Here is a 13,145-nt window from a genome sequence, read left to right on the forward strand (position 1 = left end):
ACCTTTACCTTTCCCCGTTAATTTTTCCTAATTCACCAGACGGTTGCCCGGCGAAAACCGTTTGGTTTACAGAGAAGGTTTATTTTTGTTCAATGGCGCGTAAAAAGAAGAATGTCGGAGCCTACCCCACCGGGCGAATTTTGTTTAGCCTGACGCTGGCGTTACTGCTCATCGGCGCGTGCGGGTTGCTGGCCATCCAGTCGAAACGGTTGGTGACGCAGGTGCGTGAAAGCAACGAGGTACGGGCGTTTCTGGATAATGACCTCGACTCGACCAGCCGACTGGCCCTGGCAGCTGCCATTGCCAAAGAGCCTTTTGTGCTGACCAACAACGCCGCCTCGGTGCGGTACGTCTCGAAAGACGATGCCGCCAAGGAGTTCATTGCTGAAACCAAAGAAGACTTCACCCGCTTTCTGAACGACAATCCCCTTCACGCCAGCTATCGCATCCGCCTGCGGGAGAGCTACTTCGCCGAAGAGAAACTGAAAGAAGTAAAAGCAGCTTTAGAAAAGATGGACGGTGTTTTTGAGGTGGTTTACCCGGAAAATATGGTCGATAACATTAACCGTAACATCACAAAAATTTATGCCGTGATGGCCGGTTTTGCGCTGGTGTTGTTAATCATCATTATTGTGTTGATGAACAATACCATTCGGCTGGCGCTGTATTCGCAGCGGCTGCTGATTCGGAGTATGCAACTGGTGGGGGCCACCAACGGATTTATTACCAAACCGTTTCTGATGCGGGGCCTCACCCAGGGTTTGGTGGCGGGCCTTATTTCGGCAACGGTGCTGTGTATTGGCTGGTACGCCGCCATCTACAGCCTGCCCGAACTGACCACCCTTACCGACCCGTTGCAACTGCTGGTGCTGGCCGGGGGGTTGATAGTGCTGGGCATGTTTATTGGCTTGCTGAGTACGCTTCAGGCCGTAAATCGATATTTGGGCCTGACCCTAAACGAATTATACTAATTAACACTGATTATGGAAGCCACACGAGTAAGTCCACCCAAGCGGGGCGCGGTAAAGCCCGAATTTCAGACGGCCATCCCCACGCGTAATGCGCCCTCAGTGCCCACGGCCATGATGCCGTTTGGCAAAGTAAACTACCAGCTCATGGTTGCCGGTATTGCCGTGCTGCTGGTCGGCTTTTTCATCATGAGCCTCGACAGTGAAGAGTTTGGTTTTGGCTTTCTGGGCCTCACGCTGGGTCCCGTGGTGGTTATGACCGGTTTCATCATCGAGCTGTTTGCCATCCTGAAAAAACCAGTCACTACCGAGTTATAGGCTGCTAGCCTAACTACCTGATCGCCACATGGTCTGAACAGCGTTGATGCTCGTTTGGCCCGTGTGGCGATTTTTTATAGGTAGCCGCGCCGTTGCATTGTAGCTTTGTGGCCTGTTTGAACGTGTCACTGCTACCCCTCTTATGAGTCTGTTTCATGCCATTATCCTGGCCATTATTGAAGGCCTGACCGAGTTTTTGCCCGTTTCGTCTACCGGCCACATGATCATCTACTCGTCGTTGGCGGGCATCAGTGGCAACGAATTCACCAAGCTCTACACCGTCGACATTCAGTTTGGCTGTATCCTCTCAGTATTAGTGCTCTACTACCGCCGTTTCCTGCGCGACACCCGCACCCGCGCCGACATGGCCTGGTACAATGCCCTGCCTGCGGGCCTGCAAAGCCTGGTGAAACCAGTATCCGGGCAGCTCGATTTTTACCTGAAACTGCTCGTGGCTTTCCTACCCGCCGCCGTCATCGGTTTTCTGCTCAACGACTTCATCGACAGCCTGCTGGAGAACGTGGTCGTAGTGGCCATTTCGCTGGTTGTGGGTGGCGTAATTCTGGTATTCATCGACCGGATTATTGAGCAGAACGTGACCCGCGACAACGACATCACCTTCCCTGAGGCGCTCAAGGTGGGCTTCTTTCAGTGCATCGCCATGATTCCCGGCGTCTCGCGGTCGGCAGCTACCATCATTGGCGGCATGACCCAGGGGCTAACCCGTCAGCAAGCCGCCGAATTTTCGTTTTTCCTGGCCGTGCCTACTATGGCAGCGGCATCGGGCTATAAACTGCTGAAGACGTATAAATTACTTCAACCGGCTGATTATCAGACGCTCATTATCGGTAACGCCATTGCGTTTGTGGTCGGGCTGCTGGCCATCCGGGCGTTTGTAGGTTTCCTGAATCAGTATGGCTTCAAAGTGTTTGGGTACTATCGTATCGTGGTTGGGCTGGCTATTTTAGGGCTGGTAGCGGCAGGTGTTAAGATTGACATTTTGTAGGAACGAGCATGGACCCCAACCAGCCTGCCCCCGAGGCATTGCCCGAGCCTGGTCAGTTAATTTTGATTGACAAACCCCGCGAATGGACTTCGTTCGACGTAGTAAACAAACTGCGGCGGGCGTGCAAAATCAAGAAGATTGGCCATGCCGGTACGCTCGACCCGCTGGCCACGGGGCTGCTCATCTTGTGTACGGGCAAGATGACCAAGCAGATCGACAGCTACCAGGCGCAGGAAAAAGAATACACCGGCACGCTCGTCTTAGGCAAAACCACACCCTCTGTCGACCTGGAAACTGACTTCGATGGCGAGTTTGACGTATCGGGTATTACGCCCGATATGATCCGCGAGGCCGCCGCCCAGCTCACCGGCGAGATTCAGCAGATTCCGCCCATTTACTCGGCTATCCGTGTCAACGGCGAACGGCTCTACGAACGGGCGCGGCGCGGCGAAACCGCCGATCAGGTTGACGGGGGCATTAAAAGCCGCACCGTCACGGTCTCCGTCTTCAACGTCCTCACCGACGATTTCCCTACCATCGATTTCCGCATTGTGTGTTCCAAAGGCACTTACATTCGCAGTCTGGTGCGTGATTTAGGCCTTTTGCTCAACAACGGCGCCTATATGTCGGCCCTGCGCCGCACTCGTATCGGCGAGTTTGAAGTAAAAGACGCCCAGACAGTAGAGGGGTTTATTGAACAGTATTTACAAAAAGTCGATAGTCAATAGTCGGCAGTCGATAGTCGCTGGCGCGTGAGCAATGCGCTTGTGTCGGCGACTATCAACTGCCGACTATTGACTATCGACTTCTTTCCTTATGATCGTCCATCGCGGTATCGATAGCCTGACGCCCCTTCCCTACGCCGTTGTGACCAGCGGCACGTTTGACGGGGTGCATCTGGGCCACCAGAAAATTTTGCAGCGGCTTAATGAAGTGGCCCGCAGCCAAGCGGGCGGGCAGTCGGTGGTGATGACCTACTGGCCCCACCCCCGCACGGTGGTTTCCAACGATAGTCAGGACCTGCGGTTGCTCTCTACGCTGGAAGAAAAGATTGATTTGCTGGAGCAGGCGGGCGTCGATCACCTGGTGGTGATTCCGTTTACCCGCTCGTTTTCGCAGCTTACGTCCGAAGAGTTCATCCGTCAAATCCTGATCGACGCGCTGGGCACCAAAAAACTGGTTATCGGCTATGACCACCGCTTTGGCCGCGACCGCGAGGGTGGTTTCGACTACATTCAGGCCCATCAGGCCGACTATGGGTTTGAAGTAGAAGAGATCCCCCGCCAGGACCTGGAGGCCGTAGCCATCAGTTCGTCGAAGATTCGGGCGGCGCTTTCAGAAGGAAACATCGACGCGGCCACCCGGTTCCTGGGCCGGGAATATTCGCTGACGGGCACCATTGTAAAGGGCCGACAGCTAGGCCGCACTATTGGTTTCCCCACTGCCAACATGCAGGTAGACGATGCCGTGAAGCTGATTCCGGCCAATGGGGTTTATGCTGTTGATGTAGAACAGGGAGGTCAAACCTACGGTGGTATGCTCAACATCGGCTTTCGACCAACGGTGGCGGGTGAGCATCAGACCATTGAAACCTACATCTTCGATTTCGACAAGGACATCTACGGCGAACATATGACGCTACGGTTTCGGGGGTTCCTGCGCTCCGAACAGAAATTCAACGGCCTCCCCGCACTCATGGAACAACTGCACCTCGACGAGCAGCGGGCGAGGGCGGTGCTGTTAGCCGTTTAAAGTCTAAAGTCCAAGGTCTAAACGGTCCGCCGGGGGAATATTGAGGTGCTTGCTGATTTCGCGGACCATTTTCAGGGTCAGATTCCGTTTCCCGTTCAGCACTTCCGACACCCGGTTTTTTCCGCCAAAATACGGAGCCACATCCTGCTGACTCAAACCCTTTTCCTCCATCTGATACCTGATCGCCTCCAACGGTGATAGTGGCAGAATGGGGTGGTGCTTGTTTTCGTAATCGTCTATAAGCAAGACGAGCACCTCTTTCAAATCACCTTCGGGCGTGTGCATTTTAGTTTCCCAAACGCTGTCTAACTCAGCTAAAGCATCGTCGTATTCGGCTTCGGTTCTGATCGGTTTTTGAATAGTCATCATAGATTGACTGTTTTGAGTTAACTGCGTGATGAGCCTGTTCCCCGGATAAGCTTCGCGCTGTTCACCTAGACTTCAAACTCCCTACACGTACACCCGCTCGTAATACTCACGCGCCATGCGGTCGGCGGTGAAGAAAGCGAGTACGTCGGTCATGCTGTTGATGACGGTGCCTTGCCAGTCAGATGGTTGGTCGTAATACATTGGCAGGATGTGCTGCTCCAGCAGGTCGAATAGGTGGTTGCAGTCGGCGGCGTCGCGCACGTCGGCGGTGGCTTGCGGGTCGGCTTCGGGCACAATGAAGCTGTTCATAGTAGGCTTGGCAAATTCACAAATCCATCCGTCGTTGGTAGACAGATTGATAGCCCCGTTCATGGCGGCGGTCATGCCACTTGTACCCGACGCCTCGCGCGGTACAATAGGCGTGTTGAGCCACACATCGGCTCCATCTTTCATGATCTTCGATAGCCCCAGTTCGTAGCCCGTCAGCACGGCCATGTTGGCGTGGAGGTGGCTGCGGTAATAGAGCTTGTTGAACAGTTGCTTAGCCCCCTCATCGAACGGGTACGGTTTGCCAGCCCAGACTAACTGAACGGGGTATTTGGTATTGCTCAGTAGTTGCACAAAACGTTCTTCGTTATGTAGCAGCAAGTCGGGGCGTTTATAGGCCGCAAACCGCCGCGCCCACACCAGCGTAATCACGTTCGGGTCGAAGAGTTTACCCGCCTGATCGGCCACTACATTGAGCAGGGGCTGTTTCATGGCCTTTTTCCGGGCCAACAGCGCCGCACCGTCTTTCTGCCTATAGGCTTCGCCCAGTTGCGCATCGGCCCAGTAGCGGTAGTTTTGGGCGTTGGTTACGTGGGTGATCTCGCAAATATCGGGGTAATGTCCCCACATCTTGCGGGCCACCTCGCCGTGGAGTTTTGAGACGCCATTTGCCCGACGTGCCATTCGCAACGCCGCCAGCGAGTGGTTAAACACATCTTCGTTGATGCCCGTCAGTTGCTGTACTGCCGCCAGCGACATGCCGCCAAAAAAGCCCAGGTTATCCAGAAAATGGATGTTGTGTTTCTCGTTACCAGCCTCTTCGGGGGTGTGGGTGGTGAAAATCAGCCGCTTGCGCAGGGCTTCTTTCGAGCCTAGTTTCTGGTACAGATGAAACGCCGCCGACACTCCGTGGGCTTCGTTAAGGTGATACACCTCCGGCTGGTAGTCGATCTCGTCGAGGAACTTGGCACCACCCAGGCCCAAGACCATGCACTGCGCCACTTTTAGTGTAGGGTCGTTATCGTAGAGGCGGTACGAGATAGACCGGGCCTGTTCGTCGTTACCATCCACATCCGTGGTGAGGAAGAACATAGGCACGGTGTTAAAGTGCGCTGGGTCAAGGAAATATGCTTTTACCCAGATAGGCCTACCGAAGACGTTAATAGTAAAACGGGCACCGGTATCCTGCAAAAACGAGTACATCTTCTCGCGGAAGAGCACACCCATCGAATTGTCGGCCTGCCGTACCTGATCGTAATAGCCCTGTTTCCAGAGCATACCAATGCCAATGAGGTTTTGCTCGAGGTCGAAGGCACTTTTCATGTGCGAACCGGCTAGGAAGCCAAGTCCACCCGAATAGGTTTTGAGTGATTGATCGACGGCAAACTCCATCGAGAAATACGCTACCGATTGCTTGAAGGCAGCATCAAATTCATAGGAATGCCGGAAGGCGGCGGGTAATAAAACAGACATAGATTAGTACGTGAACGGTAGTTGAAGCCCAAAGATAAACAAAGGCCCCTACTCCACGGGGAAATAGGGGCCTTACCAGTAGCTGTTGACCTGTGCACTAGTCAGCGGCCAGTGTTCTCCGATTTCGGGCAGCCAACGTGATGCCTGTCACCGCCGCAGCCGCTAAACCAATCCCTACGGCCCAGAATAAGGGTTTTCTCTCGTCTAGCTTTCGGGCAATCTCGCTTTTTGGCGTGAGCGTATAGCGCATCATGCCCGCCATTGTTTCCTGAGGAGCCACGTAGGCCATTACCTCATAGGCCTTGTTGACCAGCCCACCCGGCACCACTTTCGGCTTGCCGCTCATCAGGGCTTCATAGCCGTCGCGCGCTACTACCACGGGGTCGTCGACCATGTCGGTGGCCAATACATCTGATGCGCCCGCTTTGTTGAAAAAATCAGTGTCGGTAGCATTGGGCATCAACGCAGTAATGGTCACGTTGGTGTCTTTCAGCTCGTTCACCAGCGATTGCGTAAAACTGTTGATATATGCCTTCGTGGCGGCGTAGACGGTCATTAGCGGGAAAGGCATAATCGACACCAGCGAGGCTAAATTCAACACTTTACCCTCGTTGCGGGCCACCATGTCGCGCAGGCACAGCTTCGTCAGTAACGTAGTTGTGAGCACGTTCAGGTGTATCATCGACTTTTCGGCTTCCCAATCAGTCTCATTAGCAAACTTGCCGTGCACCCCTACGCCCGCGTCGTTCACAAGTACGTCGACCACGATGCCTTTTGACTGTACCCGTTCGTAGACGTCCCGTGCGGCGTCTTCTTCCGACAGATCCTTTTCAATGACCGTTACCTGCGCGGTGCCGTAATTCAGTTCAAACACTTCGGCCAGCCGGTGCAGCGTATCCACACTCCGGGCTACCAGCACCAGGTTATAGCCATCCTGCGCAAACAGCTTGGCCAATTCCTGCCCAATACCGCTCGACGCCCCCGTGATGAGGGCCGTTTTTCCTGTACCTTTTTTATTTTCCATGTCTCAAGGGAATGTACAATGGATAATGTACAATGTACAATGGCTGACGCGCAGGGACTCTCTCGTCAGCCCATTGTTCATTGTACATTATCCATTGTACATTGTTTTCTACCGATTTGGCCTACCGAAGAAGTAGTTGATACCGAAGCGGAAACGGCCACCTTTGTTACGACCGGCCAGCGGGTCGGACTGATCGTAGTAGTTGTTTTCCAGGGCCAGTTCGGCCCCCAGGTTAGACCTTACCCAGAACATGGTACCAATTTCGAGGTTTACGCTGTTGTAACGGGCTTTTTGGTCGGCACCGATGTTGCTCGAATACTCACGACCGAAATTGTAGCCAAACCCGCCAAAGCCGCTTATGCGCGTGCGGAAGGGGTAGTAACGCAGAAAAACACCCGTTTGGTTGGCGTGGTAGCTGGTACTGATGCGCCGGTCGAAGCCGAATCGGATACCGCCCATAAGACCCGGTTGGAAGAAGTAGCCGATCTGTGGGCGGAAAGAAACGTAGGTGCCGCTATTGGAACCCGTACCAAAACCCAAGTTAGCACTTGCCATATAGCTACCCTTGTCGAACCATGCTAAAGCATTGCGATCCTGGTAAGACTTACTAACCTGGTACTCCTCCTGGAATTTCTCTTTAGCCTTGTCCGCCGCCTGATTCAGGTCCTGCTTCACTTCGGGCGCTTTCTCCCGAACAGTCTCTTTTATCTCAGAGGCTTTCTCTTTCACATCTTCCTTTACCTCGTTCGCTTTCTGCCGCACATTTTCCTTCGTACGCTCATTGATCAGCGGACGGGTAGTATCAGACGGGGTCGTGGAGGATGTAGCATTTTGGGCAACAGCCGTTGCCGTACAAGCCGCTACGAAAGCGGCAGCAAGGAATATCTTTTTCATCGTTGAGTTGGACGTTTACTAAACTTCCCTATAAACCGTGTAGAGTAGGTTTAGTTTGAGAGGAGGGGAATGTACAATGCACAATGTACATTCCCCTCCTCTACTCCTTCAGCTTGCTCAACAGGGCACCAACCTGATCGGTGGTGGTGGCGGGGAAATTGGCGATGCGGATTTGGCCTTCTTTGAATTGACCGTAGCCGCTGCCCACCACCATGCCCGCCGACTTCACGACGGCGATCACCTCGGCGGCGGGGCGGGCGTTGGTCTGTGCCACAATTACCGTCTGTGACCGGTGCCGCTCTTCTTTCACGAAGGGCGTGTAGGCGCTGTTGGTCTCCAGAAACCGGTAAATCTGCCGGGCTTTGTCTTCCGTCTGCTTCCGCAGGGTGCCGATGCCGATCTTATTGAAATCGGCGGCAATCTTGCCTAACAGATAGATATACAGTACGTTAGGTGTGGCTGGCGTTTCCCAGGTTTTGTAATGCTTGTGCAGAACCGGCAGCGTATGGTGCGCCCCGATGGTCATAGATTCATACTGTTGCAGGCGCTGGGCTTTTTCCAAACAGGCCGCGTTAGCAATCCAGACACCCAGCCCGGCGGGCATACCGAAAGCCTTCTGTACCGAGAAAAATGCCGAATCGACCAGCGAATAATCCAGATCGGGGTACGGCGCCGACGAGACCATGTCTACACAGAACAGCTTCTTGTTGTATTTCCGCTTCAGCTTGTGAATCTCCGTAGGCCGCAGTTGCACGCCCGACGAGGTTTCGTTGTGCGTCAGCGCTACCAACTCAGCATATTCCGGCACCTCCAGATCGGCCATGTCGAAGCCCTCGCCAAACGGTTTTTCAACCAGGTGGGCAAACTTGTGCAGGCTTTGGGCGTAATCGTAAAATTTCCGCGAAAAAGACCCGTTTACGGCGTGGAAGCTCTCGTGCTCTACGCAGTTGAACAAAATACGCTCCCACACCTCCGAGGCCGACCCCGTGAAGTAGATCCCATGCGAGGCCGGAATACTCAGCAGTTCGCGCAGTTGCTCATCGGTATAGCGGTATATATCGCGAAAGCGCTGGCTCCGGTGCGAGATAGACCCAATCTGCTCATCCATCGCCGTTTGCAGGTGCGGATAAAACGTCGGGTACAGTTCGGCCGGGCCGGGGGTGAAGTAGGTGTTTTTCATAAGTGAAAGAGTGAAGGAGCGAAAGAGTAATGTACTTCTGCATGAAAACCCACTGCCGTCAGCAACTTTCAGTCTATCGCTCTTTCACCCATTAATACAATAACCTAAACCGAATCGTGTTGTCAATGTCTTTCAACTCCTGCACCACTTCGTCGGCGTATTCTTTGGCGATGTCGGTGATGACGTAGCCGATGGTCTCGTTGGTTTTCAGGTATTGGCCCTGGATGTTGATGTGGTACTTGGCGAAGATGTTGTTGATCTTGGCCAGAATGCCCGGCACGTTGGCGTGGATGTGTAACAGCCGATGCGAATCGTGCATTAAGGGCAGTTGCAGTTCGGGAAAGTTGACGCTGCCGTAGGTGCTGCCGTTGTTCATGTAACCCAGCAGTTTCCCCGGCACAAACTGTCCGATGTTGGCCTGTGCTTCTTCCGTGCTGCCACCCACGTGGGGGGTCAGAATCACGTTGGGCAGGCCACGCAGTTCATTCACAAATTCTTCGTTGTTGGTCTTGGGTTCATACGGAAATACGTCGACACCTGCACCCGCCACCTTGCCCGACTTGATGGCCTCTACCAGCGCCGGAATGTCGACGATGTGGCCGCGCGAGAGGTTCATGAAGATCACACCCTGCTTCATCAGCCCAAATTCGCGGGCACCAATCAGGTTTTTGTTGTCCTTGCGGCCGTCGGTATGCAGGCTCACTACGTCGGCTACGGCCAGCAGTTCGTCTAGCGACTGGCACTTGCGGGCGTTACCCAGCGAGAGTTTATCGACCACGTCATAGAAGTACACCTCCATGCCCAGCGCCTCGGCCACGACAGATAGTTGGGTGCCAATGTTGCCATAGCCTATCAGACCCAGCTTCTTGCCGCGCACCTCGAAACTGTTGGTGGCCGACTTGTCCCAGACACCTTCGTGCATTTTGTTGCTCTTCGGTATGATGTTCCGAATAAGCATAATCATCTCACCCACAGCCAGTTCTACAACCGACCGGGTGTTACTGTAGGGGGCGTTGAACACGGCAATACCTTTTTCGGTGGCAGCAGCTAAATCAATCTGGTTGGTACCAATGCAAAACGCGCCGACGGTCATCAGCTTGGGTGCATTGTCGAGCACGCGGCGGGTCACATTCGTTTTCGAACGTATACCCAGGATATGTACGCCTTGCAGGGCCTCGATGAGTTCGTCTTCGTCCAGGGCACCCTTACGCACATCGAGGCTAAAGCCTTCTTTCTCCAGCAACGCCACCGCAATGGGGTGCACGTTCTCAAGCAGCAGCACCTTAATACGGCTCTTGGGATACGACTGGCTCCGGCTCAGTTTATTGTCGAACAGAAACTCATCCAATGAGGCCGCCACGTGGTCAGCTTTGGCAATGACCGTGGGGCGCACCACGTTTTCGGTAAAGGCGTAGAACTTATTGGCCAGCCCCGACTCGCGGATTTCGTAGTCGGTGTAGCCATCGCCGATGACGAATACATCACCGTCGAAATTCAGTTCGCGCATCAGCTTCACCTTGCCCCGGTCTTTCGATAGTGGGTTTTCTTCATCACAGCCTACAATGTTGCCCGCCTCGTCATACTCAAAGGTGTTGGCGTACACATTCTCGGCCTTGATACCCAGCGCCGTTACAATGGGCACGATAAACTCCCGGAACCCGCTCGACACGATAAAAATCTGGTTGGCATGTTCGGTCAAAAACCCCCGATTCCGCTGAAACGAGTCCGACACCATCGTAGACAGCCGTTCCACCAAGGCGGGCAGTTGATCGCGGTGGGCGTTGAGCAGCTTCAGCCGCATCTGAATCGACTGCGCCAGCGAGAGTTCGCCCCCCATGCCCCGGTCGGTAATGATCTTGATTTGGCTCAAGACGTCGTCGCGGTCGTTTCGGCCCGACAACGATATTTCGCCCAGGATATCCAGCGCCTCTACTTTGGTAAAGGTGCTGTCGAAGTCGATGATGTAAAACGTTTGATCTGTCGGTACGGCGGGTGTCATAGTTCAGGTGGTTGTATGGCAGTCAGGAACGCCAACGCCCGTTCTTCGGCATAACTAGGGGCTGGCAGGCCCATTTTTGAGGTGAAACCGCAGTGGCCACCCTGTTGGGGGAACTCCATCCAGACAAGGCTGAGTTCCTTCGCCAGCGCATCGGGCAGGCATTCGCGTGACAAAAATGGGTCATTCCGCGCATTCAGGACCAGCGTAGGTACGGTTATTTTCGACAAAAACGGCAGCGAACTGTTTACTCGGTAGTAGTTCTCTACGTTGTCAAACCCATGTAGCGGGGCCGTAATGAGGTCATCGAACTGCCGTAGCGACGTAATTCGGCGCATATCGACCGCCTGAATGGCCTGGGGCAGGAGCGGCGTTTTCACCCGAATTTTTTCTTTGAGCGTCCGCTGAAAACGAATGTTATAGAGCATACTGTCCCACTGTTCCATGCGGTCGGCGGTGGTCATCAGGTCAAGCGGCACCGATACCGCCACGCAGCGCTGTATGGCCGAGGGCAGGCCCTGAACGCCCCGTTCGCCGAGGTATTTAAGCGAGATGTTGCCGCCCGCGCTGAAACCGATCAGGCTAATGGCGGTGTAGCCTTTACTCAGCGCATACTGCACCACAGCGTCCAGATCATCGGTTTCGCCAATGTGATAAAAGCGGGCCAGCCTGTTCATCTCGCCCGAACAGGACCGGTAGTTCCAGGCCAGGCAATCGAAGCCGTGGGTGGTAAGCTGCCGCACCATACCCGCCAGGTATTGCCTTGTGGAGTCGCCCTCCAGCCCGTGCGAGAGGATCACGAGCGGCCGTTTTTCTGCCCCAACGGCGGGCATAGGGGTTGTATTGGGCGCTAAACACCAGTCGATGTCCAGAAAATCATCATCGGGCGTGCTGATCCGTTCGCGCAGGTAACTGACCGGAATCTTGCGAAACACCGACGGAATAATGGTCTGCAAATGCCCATTCCAGAGGTAGGCAGGCGGGCTGTACGTCGAGCTGGTAATCAGTGGCATGGGGCAAAAATAAGTTTAAGGTTCAATGTCCAAACGGTCCGCCGCCGCGGGTTTAAAGTTGCTACGCGCTAAAATGCAGTAGTGCGCGAAGCAACTTTAAACCCGCGGCGGCGGACCGCTTAGACATTAAACGTTAAACTTACTTCTGAGCCAGCAGATGACCCACGCGGCGGATGCCCATGAAGCGGTTGCGGTAGTAGTCGGCGTGCAGGTAGTCGAAGCGAATGCCGCCGCCCCAGGCCGAATGGATGAATTTGATCTGATTACCAACCACTTCCGTGATTAGCCCCACGTGACCAATGCTTGAGCCGCCTGCCGAATGGCCTTTGAAGAAAATGAGATCGCCGGGCATAGCCGACTCTTTCTCCACTTTCAGGCCTACGTTGCCCTGCGCGGAACTGGAATGGGGCAGGTTAATACCAAAGTGGCTGTAGCAGAAACGGGTGAACCCCGAACAATCGAACCCGCTAGGGGTAGTGCCACCAGAGCGGTAGCGGATGGCCAAGTGCTTTTTGGCAAACCCAATCAGGTTGCCGATGCCTGGAATACGGTCGTAGAACGTGGTGGTCTGTTTAGTAGCCGACGCCTCAGCGGCCTCTTGCGTGGCAGGGTTCATCTCGGCTGTTACAAGCGCTACGTGATCTGTAGTTTGAGCCTGGGTGATGCCAAACGAGACAGCAAAAACGGCTGTCAGGAGCACTTTCTTCAGCATAGAAGATTTGGTTAAAGCGAGGAATATGCCCCGAAACTATGCCGCAATGCCCAGCAAGCCAAACATATCAAGGAAAACAATGCTGATTTTAATCCACAACTCTGTGGAATTATCACCACAATCAAGCTTAAGCTACTGATTCTTAGGAGTAGATGGGTTTGGTTGCTGGTGCG

Annotated in this window: 13 protein-coding genes; 5 read left to right on the plus strand and 8 right to left on the minus strand. The window is 54.1% G+C overall.

Features of this window, described 5'->3' with window-relative positions; all coding sequences use genetic code 11:
- Nucleotides 1–92: 92 nt before the first annotated feature.
- The 5 genes from J2I48_RS09305 (at nucleotide 93) to J2I48_RS09325 (ending at nucleotide 4,044) form a co-directional block, all read left to right on the plus strand.
- Nucleotides 93–971 carry a cell division protein FtsX gene (locus tag J2I48_RS09305; RefSeq protein ID WP_207335161.1) on the plus strand — a complete coding sequence of 293 codons (879 nt, stop codon included), beginning with the start codon at nucleotides 93–95 and terminating at the stop codon, nucleotides 969–971.
- A 12-nt stretch (nucleotides 972–983) separates the two neighbouring features.
- Nucleotides 984–1,286: a DUF3098 domain-containing protein gene (locus J2I48_RS09310; RefSeq protein WP_207335162.1), complete on the plus strand. Its 303-nt coding sequence runs from the start codon at nucleotides 984–986 to the stop codon at nucleotides 1,284–1,286.
- A gap of 142 nt (nucleotides 1,287–1,428) precedes the next feature.
- A complete protein-coding gene (locus J2I48_RS09315; protein ID WP_207335163.1) occupies nucleotides 1,429–2,292 on the plus strand; it encodes an undecaprenyl-diphosphate phosphatase in 864 nt (287 codons plus the stop codon).
- A gap of 8 nt (nucleotides 2,293–2,300) precedes the next feature.
- Nucleotides 2,301–3,020, plus strand: coding sequence for a tRNA pseudouridine(55) synthase TruB (gene truB / locus J2I48_RS09320; RefSeq protein WP_207335164.1), 720 nt, complete (start codon nucleotides 2,301–2,303; stop codon nucleotides 3,018–3,020).
- A gap of 88 nt (nucleotides 3,021–3,108) precedes the next feature.
- Entirely contained in the window at nucleotides 3,109–4,044 is a 936-nt protein-coding gene (locus J2I48_RS09325; RefSeq protein WP_207335165.1) for a bifunctional riboflavin kinase/FAD synthetase, read from the plus strand.
- 3 nt (nucleotides 4,045–4,047) lie between these two features.
- On the opposite strand, the gene J2I48_RS09330 is transcribed toward J2I48_RS09325, so the two are convergent.
- From J2I48_RS09330 to J2I48_RS09365, 8 genes are all read right to left on the minus strand, one after another.
- On the minus strand, nucleotides 4,048–4,443 hold the full coding sequence (locus J2I48_RS09330; RefSeq protein WP_510186077.1) for a helix-turn-helix domain-containing protein: 396 nt from the start codon (nucleotides 4,441–4,443) through the stop codon (nucleotides 4,048–4,050).
- 51 nt (nucleotides 4,444–4,494) lie between these two features.
- On the minus strand, nucleotides 4,495–6,153 hold the full coding sequence (gene glgP / locus J2I48_RS09335) for an alpha-glucan family phosphorylase (RefSeq protein ID WP_207335166.1): 1,659 nt from the start codon (nucleotides 6,151–6,153) through the stop codon (nucleotides 4,495–4,497).
- 97 nt (nucleotides 6,154–6,250) lie between these two features.
- Nucleotides 6,251–7,177, minus strand: coding sequence for an SDR family NAD(P)-dependent oxidoreductase (locus J2I48_RS09340; protein ID WP_207335167.1), 927 nt, complete (start codon nucleotides 7,175–7,177; stop codon nucleotides 6,251–6,253).
- A gap of 108 nt (nucleotides 7,178–7,285) precedes the next feature.
- On the minus strand, nucleotides 7,286–8,071 hold the full coding sequence (locus tag J2I48_RS09345) for a hypothetical protein (protein WP_207335168.1): 786 nt from the start codon (nucleotides 8,069–8,071) through the stop codon (nucleotides 7,286–7,288).
- Nucleotides 8,072–8,171: 100 nt separating this feature from the next.
- Nucleotides 8,172–9,251: an aminotransferase class V-fold PLP-dependent enzyme gene (locus tag J2I48_RS09350; protein WP_207335169.1), complete on the minus strand. Its 1,080-nt coding sequence runs from the start codon at nucleotides 9,249–9,251 to the stop codon at nucleotides 8,172–8,174.
- Nucleotides 9,252–9,342: 91 nt separating this feature from the next.
- The gene (gene serA, locus J2I48_RS09355) at nucleotides 9,343–11,250 is read right to left on the minus strand and encodes a phosphoglycerate dehydrogenase (RefSeq protein ID WP_207335170.1); all 1,908 of its coding nucleotides are present in this window, start codon (nucleotides 11,248–11,250) and stop codon (nucleotides 9,343–9,345) included.
- Nucleotides 11,247–12,260 (minus strand): YheT family hydrolase, encoded by a 1,014-nt coding sequence (locus J2I48_RS09360; protein WP_207335171.1) that lies wholly within the window; start codon nucleotides 12,258–12,260, stop codon nucleotides 11,247–11,249. The genes serA and J2I48_RS09360 overlap by 4 nt, the downstream gene beginning before the upstream one ends.
- A 139-nt stretch (nucleotides 12,261–12,399) precedes the next feature.
- Nucleotides 12,400–12,972, minus strand: coding sequence for a C40 family peptidase (locus J2I48_RS09365; RefSeq protein WP_207335172.1), 573 nt, complete (start codon nucleotides 12,970–12,972; stop codon nucleotides 12,400–12,402).
- Between the last annotated feature and the right edge of the window lie 173 nt (nucleotides 12,973–13,145).

Source organism: Fibrella aquatilis, assembly GCF_017353255.1.
Taxonomy (GTDB): domain Bacteria; phylum Bacteroidota; class Bacteroidia; order Cytophagales; family Spirosomataceae; genus Fibrella; species Fibrella aquatilis.